At 58.0% G+C, this 16906-nt stretch carries 16 protein-coding genes and 1 pseudogene; 7 read left to right on the top strand and 10 right to left on the bottom strand.

Annotated elements, in window-relative coordinates:
• The first annotated feature begins 53 nt into the window (after positions 1-53).
• The 4 genes from DA792_RS18800 to DA792_RS18785 all read left to right on the top strand — a co-directional run bounded on the left by DA792_RS18800 (position 54) and on the right by DA792_RS18785 (position 2613).
• Positions 54-827, top strand: a complete 774-nt coding sequence (locus tag DA792_RS18800) for an N-formylglutamate amidohydrolase (protein WP_107722777.1) — start codon at positions 54-56, stop codon at positions 825-827.
• A gap of 3 nt (positions 828-830) precedes the next feature.
• Positions 831-1175, top strand: coding sequence for a 5-carboxymethyl-2-hydroxymuconate Delta-isomerase (locus tag DA792_RS18795; RefSeq protein WP_107721998.1), 345 nt, complete (start codon positions 831-833; stop codon positions 1173-1175).
• Positions 1176-1180: 5 nt separating this feature from the next.
• Entirely contained in the window at positions 1181-1510 is a 330-nt protein-coding gene (locus tag DA792_RS18790) for a DUF1244 domain-containing protein (protein WP_417267947.1), read from the top strand.
• Between the two features lie 161 nt (positions 1511-1671).
• A complete protein-coding gene (locus DA792_RS18785) occupies positions 1672-2613 on the top strand; it encodes a calcium-binding protein (protein WP_107721996.1) in 942 nt (313 codons plus the stop codon).
• 74 nt (positions 2614-2687) lie between these two features.
• Here the strand turns inward: DA792_RS18785 and DA792_RS18780 are convergent, their stop codons facing one another.
• Genes DA792_RS18780 through dgcN form a run of 3 tightly spaced genes read right to left on the bottom strand, consistent with a single transcriptional unit; the run spans position 2688 to position 5597 of the window.
• A complete protein-coding gene (locus tag DA792_RS18780; protein WP_107721994.1) occupies positions 2688-3548 on the bottom strand; it encodes a D-amino-acid transaminase in 861 nt (286 codons plus the stop codon).
• A 28-nt stretch (positions 3549-3576) separates the two neighbouring features.
• Positions 3577-4545: an N-acetyl-D-Glu racemase DgcA gene (gene dgcA / locus DA792_RS18775; protein ID WP_107721992.1), complete on the bottom strand. Its 969-nt coding sequence runs from the start codon at positions 4543-4545 to the stop codon at positions 3577-3579.
• 50 nt (positions 4546-4595) lie between these two features.
• Positions 4596-5597, bottom strand: a complete 1002-nt coding sequence (gene dgcN / locus DA792_RS18770) for an N-acetyltransferase DgcN (RefSeq protein WP_107721990.1) — start codon at positions 5595-5597, stop codon at positions 4596-4598.
• Between the two features lie 278 nt (positions 5598-5875).
• Between dgcN and DA792_RS18765 the strand changes: the two genes are divergently transcribed.
• Entirely contained in the window at positions 5876-6835 is a 960-nt protein-coding gene (locus DA792_RS18765; RefSeq protein WP_107721988.1) for an L-malyl-CoA/beta-methylmalyl-CoA lyase, read from the top strand.
• 78 nt (positions 6836-6913) lie between these two features.
• On the opposite strand, the gene DA792_RS18760 is transcribed toward DA792_RS18765, so the two are convergent.
• Positions 6914-7759 (bottom strand): AraC family transcriptional regulator, encoded by an 846-nt coding sequence (locus DA792_RS18760; RefSeq protein WP_107721986.1) that lies wholly within the window; start codon positions 7757-7759, stop codon positions 6914-6916.
• A gap of 113 nt (positions 7760-7872) precedes the next feature.
• Between DA792_RS18760 and DA792_RS18755 the strand changes: the two genes are divergently transcribed.
• On the top strand, positions 7873-8835 hold the full coding sequence (locus DA792_RS18755) for an acetyl-CoA carboxylase carboxyltransferase subunit alpha (protein ID WP_107721984.1): 963 nt from the start codon (positions 7873-7875) through the stop codon (positions 8833-8835).
• Positions 8836-8882: 47 nt separating this feature from the next.
• Here DA792_RS18755 and DA792_RS18750 read toward each other — a convergent pair whose 3' ends face one another.
• From DA792_RS18750 to DA792_RS18735, 4 genes are read right to left on the bottom strand one after another with little or no spacing between them, the layout of a single operon-like run.
• Positions 8883-9488, bottom strand: a complete 606-nt coding sequence (locus DA792_RS18750; protein WP_107721982.1) for a pyridoxamine 5'-phosphate oxidase family protein — start codon at positions 9486-9488, stop codon at positions 8883-8885.
• A 58-nt stretch (positions 9489-9546) separates the two neighbouring features.
• The gene (locus tag DA792_RS18745) at positions 9547-10290 is read right to left on the bottom strand and encodes a lysophospholipid acyltransferase family protein (protein WP_107721980.1); all 744 of its coding nucleotides are present in this window, start codon (positions 10288-10290) and stop codon (positions 9547-9549) included.
• Positions 10290-11189: a cell division protein FtsX gene (locus tag DA792_RS18740; RefSeq protein ID WP_107721978.1), complete on the bottom strand. Its 900-nt coding sequence runs from the start codon at positions 11187-11189 to the stop codon at positions 10290-10292. The genes DA792_RS18745 and DA792_RS18740 overlap by 1 nt, the downstream gene beginning before the upstream one ends.
• Positions 11186-11800: a cell division ATP-binding protein FtsE gene (locus DA792_RS18735; RefSeq protein ID WP_417267997.1), complete on the bottom strand. Its 615-nt coding sequence runs from the start codon at positions 11798-11800 to the stop codon at positions 11186-11188. The genes DA792_RS18740 and DA792_RS18735 overlap by 4 nt, the downstream gene beginning before the upstream one ends.
• A 42-nt stretch (positions 11801-11842) precedes the next feature.
• Here DA792_RS18735 and DA792_RS18730 point away from each other — a divergent pair, with 42 nt between their 5' ends.
• A complete protein-coding gene (locus DA792_RS18730; RefSeq protein ID WP_107721976.1) occupies positions 11843-13000 on the top strand; it encodes a zinc-ribbon domain-containing protein in 1158 nt (385 codons plus the stop codon).
• Between the two features lie 21 nt (positions 13001-13021).
• Here the strand turns inward: DA792_RS18730 and DA792_RS18725 are convergent, their stop codons facing one another.
• Positions 13022-15577, bottom strand: a complete 2556-nt coding sequence (locus DA792_RS18725; protein ID WP_107721974.1) for a DUF4175 domain-containing protein — start codon at positions 15575-15577, stop codon at positions 13022-13024.
• Positions 15578-15625: 48 nt separating this feature from the next.
• Positions 15626-16889, bottom strand: a pseudogene (lysA, locus tag DA792_RS18720) (diaminopimelate decarboxylase).
• Positions 16890-16906: the final 17 nt, after the last annotated feature.

Genomic DNA, 16906 nt, shown 5'->3' with positions numbered 1-16906 from the left:
AAAGCGCGTATTGGGGAAATGACATGGCAATGACATGGCAAGGTGACGTTAAAATGACCGCAAAAGCCCCATTTCACATCTTTGGCGTGGATCGTCCGGGTCGCTTTTTGGTGACCTGCGACCACGCGACGAACCGCGTGCCTGAGGAATTGGGCGGCGACCTTGGCCTCTCTGAGGCCGATATGGCGCGTCATATTGCCTATGACATTGGCGCGCGCGGGGTCACGCGGGAATTGGCGCGCCTGTTGGACAGCCCCAGCATCGAAACCGATTTTTCGCGGCTTGTGATCGACCCAAATCGGGGCGAAACCGACCCGACTTTGGTGATGAAACTCTATGATGGCACGATCATTGCCGGTAATCGCCATGCCAACGCCAAAGAGGTTACACGCCGGATCACGGCCTATCATCACCCCTATCACGCCGCCTACGAAGCGCTGGCCGCACAGCGTGACGACGTGGTGATCTGTGCGGTGCATTCCTTTACGCCGCAACTCAAAAACCGCCCTCCCCGCCCGTGGCAGGTCGGCATTCTGTCGGCCTATGATCGCCGCATCACCGATCCGTTCATCAAGGCGCTGGAGGCCGCACCGGCCTTAAAAGCCGAAGTTGAGCGGCGTGGCGAACGATTGGTGATTGGCGACAACGACCCTTATGATGGCCACCTGCCCGGCGATGCAATTGACACCCATGCGCTCAAACACGGGCGGCTCAATCTGTTGATTGAACTGCGTTCTGATCTGATCGAAACTGAGGCGGATCAGCGCCTATGGGCGGGGCTTTTGGCCCCGATTTTAACCGAGACCCTCAAAGCAACAGGACTGTAACCCATGCCCCATGTCGTGATTGATTTTTCCGCTGGTTTAGAAGCCAGCTTTGACATGGATTTGCTCTGTAAATCCGTGTTTGACGCGCTGATTTTGGATGTCGAAATCAACGCCCCGGCGCTCAAAATTCGTGCCCGGCCACAGCCCTATTTCCACATCGGAACGGAACCGCAGACCTTCGCCCATGCCACGCTCTACCTTTTGGCCGGGCGCGCCGATGACACCAAAGCGCGACTGTCCGACATCGTGTTGCACGCGATGGATGCGGTGCTGCCCAGTGTCGGCAGCCTGTCCGTCGATGTCCGCGACATGAACAAAACCGCCTATGCCAAACGTGTGAAAGGATAAGTCAGATGGACCAAATCGACGCAAAAACCATGATCGAACTTGAGGCCGCCGCCTTTCGCACCCTGCGCGCGCATTTGATGGAAAAACGCACCGACGTGCAAAACATCGACATGATGAATCTGGCCGGGTTTTGCCGCAATTGCCTGTCGCGCTGGGTGCAAGAGGCCGCCAATGAGCGTGGCATTGAGATGAGCAAAGACGCGGCGCGCGAGCTGTATTACGGGATGCCCTATGAGGACTGGAAAACCCAGTCTCAGACGGAAGCGAGCGCCGAACAACAAGACGCGTTCAAAACGGCCTTTGCCGAAAACGTAGGCGAAGCTGACAAACCATAGTTTCCCATTGCACAACAGTCTTGTGTAATTTTTGAGACTGTTGCGCGCAACTCATTGTAATATTAATACTATATTGACCAAAACACCCCGCTCTGAAATAGCCGAGCAGGGGTGTTTTCATTTGCCACAACATCGAATTTTATAAGCTCAAGGATTTGAACATGCTTCTTGCACTGCTCGCTTTTCCAATGCTGATCGGCGTGATTTACGCTTTGGATCTCGGCGACTCGTCTGATGACACTGAAACCGAGACGGACGACGATCCTTTAGAGGATATGCCAGAACAGCCGACACCGGAAACAACGGTCGAAATGGCCCCGGCGGACGACGCCTATGAAGGCACGGATGAGGGCGAAGAAATCCTTGGCACCATGGGCGGCGAAGAGATTGTCGCAAATGGCGGTGATGACCTTGTTCAGGGCTACGGCGGCAACGACACAATCTCACTTGGCACAGGCAATGACTGGGCCCATGCCGGGTCGGGTGACGATTATGTCGAAGGCAATGGCGGCGATGACGTGATCTATGGCGGCAAGGGCGATGACACGGTCGAGGGTGGCTATGGCAACGACTATTTGTTCTTGGGCGAGGGCAACGATTATTCAGGGATTTCGTCGGGCGATCCAAACATGCTTGGCTCGCAATACCTTGAGACTGGCGATGATTACATCAGTGGCGGCGACGGCGATGACATTATCCTTGATCGCCTCGGCTCCAACACCTTGGCGGGCGATGACGGCAACGACATCATCAATGGTGTGGACGGCGATGACGACACCCCTGATGTGCTTTTGGGTGGCGCGGGCAATGACCTGATTTTTACCGATGATGGCGATAGAGTCACGGGCGGCACAGGGGCGGACACCATCGAACAAAGCTATGTCAGCGGAGATGATCCGATTGTGGTCACCGATTTCAACGCCAGCGAAGATACGTTGAACATCTATGTTCAGGATCTCACCGATGCGGAAGTGACCGCCGATGCGGTGGAGACCAGCGACGGGGTGACACTGCTCATCAATGGAGAGCCCGTGTCGATCATCCAAGGCGTCACCATCGCGGATCTGGCCTCATCTGACATCTACTATATCACCAGCGCGTAAACTCGACAAAACCGCTGATCACACATCAAAAAGCCCGCCAAATTGGCGGGCTTTCTTCAATCTGGTCAACTGGATCAAATCGCGGTTTTCAGCATCTCTTCGACATAAATCTCACGCAGGCGTTTGGCGATCGGCCCCGGCGTACCATCGGCAATCATCGCGCCGTCAATTTCGATCACCGGCTGAGAAAATCCAGTCGCGGAGGTCACGAATGCCTCATCCGCCTCTTGCGCCTCGGCAATGGTAAAGGGGCGCTCTTCGATCTTGATCTGTGCCTCTTTGGCAAAGCGCAGGATCGCGGCGCGGGTGATGCCATGCAGAATGTCGTTGGACAGTTGGCGGGTGATGATCGTGCCGTCTTTGACGATATAGGCGTTGTTGGCGTAGCCCTCGGTCACAAAGCCATCTTCGACCAGCCACGCATCCGAACAGCCCGCCTTTTTCGCCTTCATTTTGGCCAGAGATGGGTAGAGCAACTGGGTGGTTTTGATGTCGCGACGGCCCCAACGCAGGTCTTCGACGGAAATCACCTTGATGCCTTCGTCCATGGTTTTGGAATTCAAAAGCGGCTTGGCAAAGGTGAAAAGCACGATACCACCCGGCACCTCTTCGGGGTCCGGCCAGACGAAATCACGATCAGAGCCCGCACCACGAGTGATCTGAAGATAGACACCGCCTTCGTCAATGTCGTTTTTCGCGATCAATTCACGGTGGATCGCCAAAAGTTCGTCCATGGTGACCGGGGACACCATCTCAAGCTCGGACAGCGAACGCTCAAGGCGCGCAGTATGGCCTGCAAAGTCGATCAACTTGCCACCGATCACCGATGTGACCTCATACACCGCATCCGCCATCAGGAAGCCACGGTCGAAAATGGATACTTTGGCCTCGGTTTCCGGCAGGTATTCGCCGTTCACATAGACGGTGCGCGTCATCATGATCTCCTTAAATGACGGGGCTGAGTTAGCCCCAAAGCGCGCGCACAGGCGGGTGAACGCCCTGCGCGTCGAATTTTAATGGTTCGTCACGGTCTTCGGCCAAAAGCAAAGGTCCGTCAAGGTCCACAACGCGCGCACCTTGGGCGACAAGCACCGCTGGGGCCATCGCCAAAGAGGTCCCGACCATACAGCCGACCATGATGCCGTAACCTTCGGCCCTTGCGGCATTGCGCAATTCCAAGGCCTCGGTGAGCCCCCCGGTTTTGTCGAGCTTGATGTTGATGACATCGTATTTGCCCTTCAAATCCGGGAGACTCGCCCGATCATGACAGGACTCGTCGGCGCAGACCGGAAGGGGTCTCTCAATCTCCGCCAACATATCATCCTGCCCCGCAGGCAAGGGTTGCTCCACAAGCTGCACGCCAAGCCGCACCAAATGCGGCGCAAGGTCTGAATAGACCTCGGCGGACCATCCCTCGTTCGCGTCCACAATAATTTTCGATTTTGGCGCACCGCGACGCACCGCCTCAAGGCGGGCCATGTCATCGGGCGTGCCGAGTTTGATTTTCAACAACGGTCGGTGCGCATGTTTGGCGGCGGCGGCCTGCATGCTTTCGGGCGTGCCAAGCGAGAGCGTGTAGGCCGTGATCATCGGGATCGGTGCAGGCAGATCCAACATCTGCCAGACGCGTTTTCCGGCCCGCTTTGCCTCCAAATCCCAAAGCGCACAATCCACCGCATTGCGCGCAGCACCGGGGTGAAGCGCCTCTTGCAGGCTCGCGCGCGTGATGTCCTCGGGCAGCGCCATGATCTCGTCCGCGACGCTCTCAAGGCTTTCACCATAGCGCGCATAGGGCACGCATTCGCCCCAGCCCATCAGATCGCCATCCGTGGCGCGCACGGTCAGGACTTTGGCCTCGGTGCGCGACCCGCGCGAGATGGTAAAGACCTCGGCCAAACGAAAACTCTCGGAGGTGACGGTGAGCTTGGTCATGATCTCTTCCCTAAAAATATGAGGGCGCCCAAAGACGCCCTCGTTTCACCTTAAACGTTCGCCAAGGCTTCAACCAGACGCGCCGCGCCATGGCGGAACGGATCGACAGCAGGCAGGCCCATTTCGGCTTCAACCCGACCAAGATAGGCGACGGCCTCCTCTTCGGACATGTGTTGGGTGTTCACGGAGATACCAACCACGACGCAAGCGGGGTTTGCCACTTTGGCCAAGGTCAACGCCACATCGCGCAGTACTTCAAGCGTCGGCAAAGCATAGCCCGGCAAGCCGCGCATATGGTCACGGGTCGGTTCGTGGCACAGGATCAGCGCGTCCGGTTGACCGCCATGGACCAAGGCCATGGTCACGCCAGAATAAGACACGTGGAACAAGCTGCCCTGCCCCTCGATCAAATCCCAATGGTCGTCGTCATTGTCGGGCGTCAGATATTCGATCGAGCCCGCCATAAAATCGGCCACGACCGCATCCAAAGGCACGCCGTCGCCGGTGATCAGAATGCCGGTCTGACCCGTGGCGCGGAAGGTGGATTTCAGCCCCTGTGCGCGCATTTCCGCGTCCATCGCCAGCGCGGTGTACATTTTCCCCACCGAACAATCGGTGCCAACAGCCAAACAGCGTTTGCCGGACCGCTTTACGCCATTGGCAATGGGGTATTTCACCGAAGGGACACGCACGTCATGCAACGTGCGACCGCAGGCTTTGGCCACGGCAGCGAGATCTTCCTCGTCGCGCAGCAGGTTATGAAGGCCCGATGCCAGATCGAACCCCTCTTCCAGCGCTTGGATCAGAACTTTTTTCCAAGCCGGGCTGATCACGCCACCCCGGTTGGCCACACCGATCACCAGCGTCTTTGCGTCCGCCGCTTTGGCCTCATTGAGGTCCATGTCGGGCAATTTCATATCGGCTTTACAACCATCCATGCGGAATTGGCCGACGGCAAATTCAGGACGCCAGTCCTTGATCCCCTGCGCCACTTTCGCGGCCAGTTGGTCGGGGGCGTCTCCGAGGAAAAGAAGGTATGGCGTTTCAATCATGGCAGCTCTCCAGTTGCGTTTGAATGAATGTGCGTGTGAATCGCTGCAATGTGCTTCGAAAATTGGGCAGCAACACTGTCCTTTTGGGATAAATGTATCATTTTTTTAATATTTTTGGGAGGAACTCTCTTCTGTTCACAAAATAGGCAAAAAATAAACTTGGTTTACGGAGGTATTCGGGATTTGCCGCAGGAGCAAAATGACCCTTGCGGATATTTGCGCAAGATTATATCAATGCGAACATCAATTTAGAAACATCGTTACCGAAAGGAACCGACATGTCCTTCCGCCTTCAGCCCACCCCCGTGGAACGGCCAAACCGGTGCCAACTTTTTGGCCCAGGCTCAAACACCAAACTGTTCCCCAAAATGGCGGCATCGGACGCGGATGTGATCAACCTCGACCTTGAGGATTCTGTCGCACCTTCCGACAAAGACGTCGCCCGTGCCAACATCATTGAAGCCATCAACACGATTGATTGGGGCAAGAAAACGCTGGCTGTGCGGATCAACTCGCTCGACACCCCTTATTGGTATCGCGATGTGGTCGATCTTTTGGAACAGGCCGGTGAACGTCTGGATCAAATCATGATCCCGAAAGTCGGCTGCGCCGAAGACATTTATGCCGTTGACGCATTGGTCACCGCGATTGAGCGCGCCAAGGGCCGCACCAAGCGGATCACTTTCGAAGTGATCATCGAATCGGCCGCAGGTCTTGCCCATGTCGAAGCGATTGCCGCAAGCTCCCCACGCATGGTGGCGATGAGCCTTGGCGCTGCGGATTTTGCCGCCTCGATGGGCATGCAAACCACCGGCATCGGCGGCACGCAGGAAAACTATTACATGCTGCACGGCGACACCCGCCACTATTCCGACCCGTGGCATTGGGCCCAAACCGCCATCGTCGCCGCCTGCCGCACCCATGGCGTGTTGCCGGTTGATGGTCCATTTGGAGATTTCTCCGATGACGAAGGCTACCGCGCCCAAGCGCGCCGGTCCGCGACATTGGGTATGGTCGGCAAATGGGCGATCCACCCGAAACAAATCGCCTTGGCCAATGAGGTGTTCACCCCCTCGGACGAAGCCGTGGCAGAGGCCCGCGAAATTTTGGCCGCCATGGAAATCGCCAAAGCCAATGGCGAAGGCGCGACCGTGTACAAAGGCCGCCTTGTTGACATCGCGTCGATCAAACAGGCTGAGGTCATCGTGGCCCAGTCCGAATTGATCGCCAAAAGCTGATCTCCTCCGGGTGGGGCGGGGAGGCCCTGACTGTTGAGGTGACCCGCGCCCTGAGGAGCAATCCTCAGGGCGTATTTTTTACTGCAAAGGCACGCAGATCAACGTGACCAAATCTTCGGGCGCTGTGTCCATCGGCGTGTTTTCATACTGCTCATAGGGCGGCGCATCGCGGGGCACTTCACCGCTTTGCGGCAACCACGATCCAAACAGCGTGGCATAGGCATTAGACAAGCCCTCATAGGGCCCAACATAGCGCAAAACCGCGTGTTTGCCGCCGACCAAAGCGATCTCTTCTAACGGATCTTCGATCAAAGCCCCCTCTGGGACACTCATCCCCGCATAGGAGCGCAGCGCATCCAAAGGCACCGAGGAGGGATCGTCCAGATAGACGCCAATCATCGGTCCCGCCTGTTGCATCATCCCGCGTGCGCCGAGCACAGCACCGGCTTTGCCAAAGGCTTGGTTCACTTTCATATAATCACCCAGATGCGCAATCGCAGCGAGACGATGGGCGGGCATATCACGGATGTCGATGTCGTACATGGCAAACTCCTTTTGCCGCGGCAGCGTCTCGGACAACGGCTGAGGCGTGACAAAGCCGCGCTCCCGAAACGCACCGGGGCTCATTGCATTTTGATCGCGAAAGGCGCGTGAAAAACTGGACAGATTGTGGTAGCCGTGCCGTGCGGCGATCGCCTCGATCGGCTCATCCCCGCGCAACAATTCAGCCGCAGCCGCGCGCAACCGCACGCGCCGCACCGCCTGTGCCACGGTTTCCCCGGTCATCGCGCGAAACACCCGATGAAAATGGAATCGGCTGAGTGCGGCCACCCCCGCCAATTGGTCCAGCGACAAATCACCGTCCAAATTGGCCTCGATATACGTGAGCACACGCAACAGGCGATGATCGTAATCTTGTGCCATTCTTTCTCCCTTTCGCCCCTTGTCCTCGCATAGATCCACTTTGCAAATCTTGCCGAGTTGCACCGGCGCGCGAAAATCGCCATATACAGACAAGACCAGTGTCGGAGTACAGCATGACCCATTATCTCGAATTCGAAAAACCCCTTGCGGAAATCGAAGGCAAAGCCGAAGAACTGCGCGCCCTGGCGCGGGCCAATGCGGAGATGGATGTGGAAAAAGAGGCGGCAGGGCTCGATAAAAAAGCCGCCGATATGCTCAAAGACCTCTACAAAGGCTTGACCCCTTGGCGCAAATGTCAGGTTGCGCGTCACCCGGATCGTCCGCATTGCCGCGATTATATTGACGCGCTTTTTACCGAATACACGCCCTTGGCGGGCGACCGTAACTTTGCCGATGACCATGCGGTGATGGGTGGTCTGGCCCGGTTTAATGACCAACCCGTTGTGGTGATCGGTCAGGAAAAGGGCCATGACACCAAGTCGCGAATCGAACGTAATTTCGGCATGGCGCGTCCCGAAGGCTATCGCAAAGCCATCCGTTTGATGGAACTTGCGGATCGGTTTGGCCTGCCGGTCATCACCTTGGTGGACACCCCCGGTGCCTACCCCGGTAAAGGTGCCGAAGAACGCGGCCAATCCGAAGCCATTGCCCGCTCCACTGAAAAATGCCTACAACTCAAAGTGCCGCTGATTTCTGTGATCATTGGCGAAGGTGGCTCTGGTGGCGCTGTGGCGTTTGCATCGGCCAATAAGGTCGCGATGTTGGAACATTCGGTCTATTCGGTGATCACCCCGGAAGGCTGTGCCTCGATCCTTTGGAAAGACGCGGAAAAAATGCGCGAGGCGGCAGAGGCCCTGCGCCTGACCGCGCAGGATTTGCAGAAACTCGGTGTGATTGATCAGATCATTCCCGAACCTTTGGGCGGCGCGCAACGCGACCCACAAGCAACCATCGCCGCCGTTGGCAAAGCGATTGAAGCCCTGCTTGCGCCGCTGAAAAAGAAGAAACCCGATGCGATCCTGAAAGAGCGTCGCAAGAAATTCTTGGATGTCGGCTCAAAAGGGCTCGCCGCCTAATTCAGTCATATGTCACAGAAAACGCCGCCCTCACGCGGCGTTTTTTTTCACCACATGCTGTTGGCGGCACGTTCCGGCCATTCTTCATCATAGGCTTTGCCGCCGACACGGCCCTCAGTCAGCGCCGCCAAAATATCGCCCACACTCGGCAGGCCTGCACTTTCGTCCCCCGCAGCCCAAAGCCCGGAGCGGATCAAAGCACGCGCGCATTGCGTATAAATCTCAGAAATCTCGATCACGATGACGGTCCGGGGATGACGTCCGCCTTTTTCAAAAGAGCGACACAGATCATCGTCGCCCGTGACAAAAGCCCGGCCATTGATCCGCACCACATTATTGGACCCCGGCACAAACAACATCAAAGAGATCCGCGGATCACGGACGATATTGCGCAGGCTGTCGATCCGATTGTTGCCGCGCCAATCCGGCAAGGCCAGCGTCCCGGCATCCAATTCGCGCACCACAGCGCCATCGTCACCGCGCGGCGAGGCGTCGGTGCCCTCGGGTCCCACCGTTGAGAGAATGCAAAACCGCGACCGGGTGAGCCAAGTGCGAAACTCCGGCGTCATGCGGCGCGCCACCTTTTGCGTGGCGGCCGGTCCGGGCATGCCATACCGCGCCTCAAGGTCTTGGATCGTTTTGATCGGCGTCATCTTGCTTCTTCCTTTTTACAGGCGGCCTAGCCCGAAAGGATCACAAAATGATGACAGCTTACGTTTTGCTCGACGGCGCGGAAAACCCGGCCTCCCCCATCAAATGATCCGAGGCGATTTCAACCACCTCTTCCAGCTCTGTCATCACCTCTTTGATCGACTTTCCCGATGTGATCCGAGGCAGGAACTCAACCACGGCCAAACCGCGTGCGCGATAGATCCCATGGCGCGGCCAGAAGACCCCCACATTGGTTGCGGCGGGCACGATGTCTTGGCCGGTTTGTTCATATAAAACACCGGTGCCCACTTTATAGGGCATATGCACCCCCGCAGCCACACGCGTGCCCTGCGGGAAAATGATCAATTGCCCCGGCAAGGAGGAACCGGATTTGACATCCGCAACCATCTTTTTGATCGCTTGGCCGCGCTTACCGCGATCCACCGCAACACAGCCGATCCGCTTGGCGTAGTAACCAACAATCGGGGCCAAGCTCAGTTGCTTTTTCATGATGAATTTGGGCCGCGGGACAACCGAAACGATCATGATAATGTCGAAAAAACTTTGGTGTTTGGAGGCGATCAAAACCTCATCTGTTGGGATATCACCACGAATTTCAGAGCGTAGCCCAACAAGCCAACGCGCCGAAAACCGCACCCAACGGCAATAGGTCCGGCATGCAGCATAGGCATAAACCCGGTTGATCATCGCGAAGGGCGTAAAGACAATCGCCAGAACAATCATCGCCAGATACATCTGAACCACGAAGATCAAAGAGAGGATCCATTGGATCGGATAGAGCATCACATCAATCTCCGTAGCGTTTGCAGCGCGGCAAACCGAGTGGCCAAAAACGCCACAAAGGCCGCCAGCGGCGGGATCACAAAGGGCCAGAACCACTGTAGCCCGGAAAAGCCAAGTCCGGTGAGAAATCCGCCTTCTTGCTGCGCCGAGGGCAAAAGCGCCACCGCGACCGTGCCGAGAAACGCACCGATGACGGCCCCGGTAAAGCCGCGCAACGTAAAGCGGCGTTCAAAGGCGCGGGCGATATAGCTGTCCGTGGCGCCGACAAGACGCAGGGTGCGGATCACTTGAGCATTGGCGGCGAGTGCTGCATTGGCGGCCAAAGTGATCATCCCCGCAGTCACGCAAGTCATCAAAATCAAAGACACATAGCCCAAAAGCCGAAGCCGACTGGCGGCCTTGATCAACGGGCGACGCCAGCGGCTGTGATCATCAAGAACCGCACCGGGGGCCTCTCCGGCCAAACGCAATCTCAGACCTTCGCCATCATAGCCCTCCGTCGTTTCAATCACTTCGATCAGCGCCGGCAAAGGCAAGGTATCAACCGGCAAAGACGGACCGAACCAGGGCTCAAGCAGGGCCATTTCTTCGTCCCGGCTCAAGGCCCGCGCCGAGGCGACGCCCGGCGTGGTGTTCAGCACATCAAGCGCCGCTTTGATCTGGGCGTCGACCTGATCCTCGGGCGCCGAAATCCGCACGGTGGACGCACGCGCCAACTCATTGCCCCAACGTTCGGCCAATCGGCCCGTCGCCAAAGACAAAGCCAGCGCAAACACCGCCAAAAATGCCATCGCAGCAGCCGTGAGAACCGTCAGACGCGCAGTAAAGCCCGAGGGCGGCACAACGCGGCCTTGCGCGCTTTCGGAGAAATTAAGGAACGGCAAAAGAATGGTTCTCATAGATCCACCCCCGCCTGTTGGATACGGCGATTGGAAATCCGCAACACGCGCGCTTGCACCTGCGATTTCGCTTGCCTGATCAAATGCATGTCATGGGTCGCAATCACCACGGTTTTGCCCATTCGATTGAGTTCGACCAACAATTGCAACAGCCGCAAAGACATCTCCCAATCGACATTGCCGGTCGGTTCATCGGCCAAAATCACATCGGGGGACATGATCACGGCCCGCGCCAAAGCGGCGCGTTGACGTTCGCCGCCCGACAGTTCTGGCGGCTTGGCTTTGATCTGTTCGCTCAATCCGACCCAAGCCAAAAGATCCACCAAATCCTGATCGTCGCGCGGTCGATCGGCCACGGTCAAAGGCAGGGCCACGTTTTCGGCCAAGCTCAAATGATCCAGAAATTGACAGTCCTGATGCACCACACCGATCTTGCGCCTGAGTTGAGCCACCTCGTCACGGCCCATATCGCGGGTGTCCTGCCCCAGGATCGAAACCCGCCCTGCCGTCGCCTGAAGCTCGCGGTAGCACAGTTTAAGAAACGTGGTTTTTCCCGTCCCCGAAGGGCCGGTTAAAAAGTGAAAGGAGCCCGGCGCAAGAGAGAGCGTCATCTCCGTGAGAAGCTCTCGCCCCCCGTAGCCGTAGCCAGCATCATGAAACTCGATCACACCCAAACCCCTGTTCTCTGTCGCGACAGTTTTGCCTCACTGGTCAAAAGCTTTCAATGCAACTGTCGCAAAAACATGGACAATCTGACTTGGGACGTTAACAATTCCGTCAAAGAAAGCGTGCTAAGCACGGATTTTGCTGTGGCAGGGGAAAAAATGCGGCTTATTTGTCCCAATTGCGGAGCGCAATACGAAGTTGACGCACGTGTCATTCCCGACACGGGGCGGGATGTTCAATGTTCAAACTGTGGTCACACTTGGTTTCAACAACCCGCACATAAAGACAATGATCTGGCGGAAGAGCTCGGGTACGAGGTGCCCGAAGAGGCGACGGAGCAAGGCGATTTCGGTGCCACACCGGACGCCCCCGGCCCCGAGACGCCCCATTTTGACACGGAGCCTGAGCCCGACATCGAAGCAGAGCCATCACCGGAAGCCGAACCGAAAGCCGCGCCTGCACCAGAGATCACGCCCGAACCCGACGTGAAAGCGGAAGCGGAAGCGGACATTGACGATGGTGCGGATGACACCGATGCCGCAGACGAGGACACGCCGATCGACGAGGCCCGGCGCAGCTCTGTGCTCAAGGACAGCGTGCGTGACATCCTGCGCGCCGAGGTCGAGTTTGACCAAACCATGCGCCGCCCGGAAAGTGATCCGCTTGAATCCCAGCCTGATTTGGGACTGGAAGAGCCATCCCAAGACGCCGCCAAAAAGAGCCTTCGCGACCGTATGGCGCGGTTGCGCGGGCTTGATCCGGCGGATTCGGGGATCATTGCCGGGAGTGCCGCCGCAGTCACCGGCAAGCGCCGCGATCTGTTGCCCGACATCGAAGAAATCAACTCCACCCTCAGCGCCGCATCTGACCGAGACGACGACGGCACGGTGCCCGACGAAGACACCCGTCGCGCCCGCGCCGAACGCTCCAGCTTCCGCACCGGCTTTGGGCTTTTGGTGCTGCTCACCGTGGTCTTGGTCGGGCTGTATCTCTTTGCGCCGCTGATCGCGCAAAAGGTCCCCTCACTCGCGGGCGTTATGGACGCCTATGTCACGGTGGCAAACGGGTTCCGCGCCTGGATGGATCGCGCCATGTCGGCGGCAAGTGCCCGCCTCAACGCGCTGTTGAGCCAACTCAACAGCTGAGTGAGATCAACGCCCCTGCGCTCAAAACCGATCCAAAAGGCGGTTTAAATAGTCGCGCTCGTCTTCTGGCCGATCTTGTTCGGCGGAGCGGCGGCGAATTTCATCGGTGAGTTCCTCCGCCCGGCGATACACGTCTTCGCCCTCATAAAGTTGCTCGTCTGAGCCAAACCGGCCAGTGTCCCCAGCCGCGCGCCCAAGCGGATCACGCCGCATTGGATCACTGCCGGATTGCCCACCCGCTTCGCCTTGCTGGCCCTCTTGCTCCTGCTGGGATTGCGCCTGTTGGTCACCAAGCTGGCGCATCCCTTCGCGCAGGGCTTCCATCGCTTCGGCCTGACTGTCGAGCGCGCCGGACAAATCGTTTTGGCCAAGCGCCTCTTCGGCCTCATCCATCGCCCGATCCGCCCGATCCAAAGCGCCGCCAAGCCCCTCTTCGTCGCCACCATCTGCACCATTCAGTGACTGGCGTTGACGCGCCAATTGATCACGCAAAGCCTGCTGGCGCTCGGCCAGGGATTGACCATTCGGCTCCGTGCCCTGCCCTTTGCCATCCTGACCTTCGCCCGTCTGGGGCTGCTCGCCCTGCGGCTGACCTTCGCCTTGATCCCCTTGTTCCCCCCGCTCTCCCCGCGGCTGACCGCCACCGAACTGTTCCTGCAAGTCGGAAAACGTATCGTCATTGAGCTGTTGTTGGTCGCGCAGCATGTCTTGCAAGCCTTGCATGCCCTCGCCGCCTTGGCCCTGCCCTTCGCTTTGAGTGACGCGCATGTTTTCAAGCATTTCGGCCAGCATGTCCAAAAGCTGCTGCGCCTCAGCCATTCGGCCCTGCTCCATCAATTCCTGAATGCGATCCATCAATTGTTGCAACTGATCGCCGGTGATTTTCTGACCGTCCTGTTGACCTTGATCGGGCATGTCGGTGCCGTCGCCTTGCTCGCCCTGCTGCTCGGCCAATTGCTGCATATAATCGCGGGTCGCCTCGCGCAGCTCCTGCATCAACTTTTGGATTTCCTCAGGCGTCGCCCCGTCCCGCATCGCTTGGCTCAACCGCTCCTGGGCTCGATGCAGCCGCTCAAGCGCGTCTTTCAACTGGCCGTCTTCGAGCAAAAGCGCGATCTCCCAAAGCGCGCCCGCCACATCCGTCAGCTGCGCATCGCTCAGCGTGCCCTCGCGCCCCTCGATCACACCGACCACCTCGCGCAGGCGGAAATAATGGCGCATATCATCGAACAGTTGCGTCGGATCGACGGTGACCGCACGGATCACTTGGGCGGCGCGCGCGGCGTTTTCGCGGTTCCACAACAGCTCTTGGCGGACATCAATCAAAGCTGCCGCCAGCGGATCAAAGAACCGTCGCGTCGGCAGGATGGCCTCGCCGATTGCCTCCTCGCTGGCCTGCCCGGCCTCATCCCACGCCGTGAGAGAAATCTGAACCGGCAAGCCCGCAAACGGGTGTTGAGCCAGGTTTTCACCAATCATGCCTTCGATCTCGCGGCGATCCCCGATCTGCGGCAGCGGCACTGAGACCTCAAGCGCCGGGCGATCTTCGGGTGGCAAAACATAGCCATAGCGTTTTTCCACCGCCTCCGGGTCGCGCGTGATCGTCAGCACCGCGCGCGTCACCCCGAAATCATCGGTGAGGCGGAAATTTTGCCGGGTCTCGCCCGCGGGCGCGCGGGTCATCGCGCCAATCAATTCGGCCGTGGGGGCTGCATCCGGCTGCAACGCCACATCCCATAGACGCCCCGTTGGCCCGTCAATTTCGATCTCACCCGGTTGGCGCACGGCAAAATCCGGCGCGGCATTTGTGCCCATGATCGGCTCGCCAGATACGGTTTCGGACAGAGTCAAAACCCCCGCCTCACCATAAAAGCGCACGGTTACAGTGGAACCTTTTGGAACGTCAAACTCGTCTTTCAAATCCCCCAGATACAGCGTCGGCTTTCCCGAGTAGGCCGGAGGCTGCACCCAGCCTTCCCAATTTGGCCCAGCGGCAATATCAGGCCCGGAACTGCCCAAATCGGTGGTCGTGCGAGCCTGTTCAAGCGAGCCAAACAGCCCTCCCATGCCAAGCACCGTGAGCGCCATCAGACGCAAAGCATAGGGGTCGGCGGCAGACAGACGCAGGGTTGGACCGACAGCGCGTATACTGTTGAGACGTATCAACATACGGGCGCGGTGGGCCGTCCAAAGGCTGTTTGATGCTGGATCATCCCCGCCGATCAGAGGCGTATCGGTGAGCGCCTGCAACGGCTGGCCCGGCAAGGTTGCATCCACCCGCGCCAAAGCCGCATGCGGCGCGGGACGGCGGAACTGCCAGAGCCCTACGCCGAAACTGGCAACAAGCGCCATGGCGACCCCAGCCAAAACGAGAGTACGCGCCAAGGCGGGCAAAAGATCATGCAGACCTAAAAGGGCAACCCCACAAAACCCAACCAAGATTGAGAAAAACGGCCAAAAGGCCTGTCCAATGCGTTCAAGCCAAAGCCCGGCAGCCGTGACAGTCAAAGCCAAACGCACCCGACGCGCCAATGGCCCGTTCAGTTCAAGGGTCCGTTTTTCTTGATCAAATCCCATGCCGCTCGCCCGATCCAGCCCGTTTTGCCGCGCTGGATCGCGCGGATGTCAAAGCCATTGAGGAATGGTATCGCGATTTATCATCTCTTCAAAGCTCGGACGCGGGCGGATGACAGCGAATTGATCGTCTTTCACCAAAACCTCGGGAATGAGCGGGCGGGAATTATATTCCGACGCCATCACCGCGCCATAAGCGCCTGCCGAACGGAAAGCGACCAAATCCCCCTCCGCCAAAAGCGGCATGTTGCGCGCCTTTGCAAAGGTATCGCCAGTTTCGCACACCGGACCAACAATGTCATAGGGCAATTGTTCCACACCTGCACCGGGTTCAATCACCGGAATGATGTCATGATGGGCGTCATACATCGACGGGCGCACAAGATCGTTCATCGCCGCATCGAGGATAAGAAAATCACGGCCTTCGCCATGTTTGAGATAGATCAGCGAGGACACCAAAATCCCGGCATTGCCGGAAATCAGCCGCCCCGGCTCAATCTCGATCTCACAGCCCAGATGGCCCACGGTGTTGCGGATCACATCACCATATTCCACTGGCAGCGGCGGGGCCTCATTTGAGCGCTCGTAGGGAATACCCAGACCACCGCCAAGATCAAGCCGGCGGATGTTGTGACCATCGGCGCGCAGGGCTTCGGTCAATTCCGCCACCTTCGTGAAGGCCAATTCAAACGGCGCAAGTTCGGTCAATTGCGAGCCGATATGAACGTCAATGCCAACCACGTCGATGCCGTCCATTTGGCCTGCGCGGGCATAGACATCGCGGCAGGTGGCAATCGGAATGCCGAATTTGTTTTCGGATTTCCCCGTGGCGATTTTCGCATGGGTTTTGGCGTCCACATCCGGGTTCACCCGCAGGGCAATCGGGGCTTTGACGCCCAAAGACATCGCCACCTCATTGAGCGCCTCAAGCTCGGGTTCGCTTTCGACGTTAAATTGACGGATGCCCCGATCAGCGCCTGACGCATTTCGTCGCGGGTTTTGCCGACCCCGGAAAACACAATCCGATCCCCCGGCAGACCTGCTGCTTTGGCCTTGAGGTATTCCCCGATGGAGACCACGTCGATCCCCGCCCCCAACTCGCCCATGAGTTTGAGCACGGCAAGATTAGAGTTCGATTTCATCGCGAAACAGATCAGGTGATCCATCCCCCCAAGGCCTCGTCGAACAGCTTAAAATGGCGTGTCAATGTGGCGGTGGAATAGACATAAAACGGCGTGCCGACCTGTGCCGCGATGTCGGACACAGGCACGTCTTCGGCGTACAACACACCGTCTCGATAAAGGAAATGATCCATAGGGGGTCTTTCAGATG

The sequence above is a fragment of the Celeribacter baekdonensis genome, from assembly GCF_003047105.1.
Lineage (GTDB): Bacteria > Pseudomonadota > Alphaproteobacteria > Rhodobacterales > Rhodobacteraceae > Celeribacter > Celeribacter baekdonensis_B.
The sequence above is the reverse complement of the archived record's forward strand: the minus strand, read 5'-3'. Positions and strand labels throughout refer to the sequence as shown.

Coding starts and splice junctions, on each gene's coding strand:
- dgcA (WP_107721992.1), bottom strand. CDS start 4,545: ATGACCAAGCTCACCGTCACCTCCGAGAGTTTTCGTTTGGCCGAGGTC.
- DA792_RS18790 (WP_417267947.1), top strand. CDS start 1,181: ATGGACCAAATCGACGCAAAAACCATGATCGAACTTGAGGCCGCCGCC.
- DA792_RS18765 (WP_107721988.1), top strand. CDS start 5,876: ATGTCCTTCCGCCTTCAGCCCACCCCCGTGGAACGGCCAAACCGGTGC.
- DA792_RS18785 (WP_107721996.1), top strand. CDS start 1,672: ATGCTTCTTGCACTGCTCGCTTTTCCAATGCTGATCGGCGTGATTTAC.
- DA792_RS18755 (WP_107721984.1), top strand. CDS start 7,873: ATGACCCATTATCTCGAATTCGAAAAACCCCTTGCGGAAATCGAAGGC.
- DA792_RS18725 (WP_107721974.1), bottom strand. CDS start 15,577: ATGGGATTTGATCAAGAAAAACGGACCCTTGAACTGAACGGGCCATTG.
- DA792_RS18760 (WP_107721986.1), bottom strand. CDS start 7,759: ATGGCACAAGATTACGATCATCGCCTGTTGCGTGTGCTCACGTATATC.
- DA792_RS18740 (WP_107721978.1), bottom strand. CDS start 11,189: ATGAGAACCATTCTTTTGCCGTTCCTTAATTTCTCCGAAAGCGCGCAA.
- DA792_RS18730 (WP_107721976.1), top strand. CDS start 11,843: ATGAAACTCGATCACACCCAAACCCCTGTTCTCTGTCGCGACAGTTTT.
- DA792_RS18795 (WP_107721998.1), top strand. CDS start 831: ATGCCCCATGTCGTGATTGATTTTTCCGCTGGTTTAGAAGCCAGCTTT.
- DA792_RS18745 (WP_107721980.1), bottom strand. CDS start 10,290: ATGCTCTATCCGATCCAATGGATCCTCTCTTTGATCTTCGTGGTTCAG.
- DA792_RS18780 (WP_107721994.1), bottom strand. CDS start 3,548: ATGACGCGCACCGTCTATGTGAACGGCGAATACCTGCCGGAAACCGAG.
- dgcN (WP_107721990.1), bottom strand. CDS start 5,597: ATGATTGAAACGCCATACCTTCTTTTCCTCGGAGACGCCCCCGACCAA.
- DA792_RS18750 (WP_107721982.1), bottom strand. CDS start 9,488: ATGACGCCGATCAAAACGATCCAAGACCTTGAGGCGCGGTATGGCATG.
- DA792_RS18800 (WP_107722777.1), top strand. CDS start 54: ATGACCGCAAAAGCCCCATTTCACATCTTTGGCGTGGATCGTCCGGGT.
- DA792_RS18735 (WP_417267997.1), bottom strand. CDS start 11,800: ATGACGCTCTCTCTTGCGCCGGGCTCCTTTCACTTTTTAACCGGCCCT.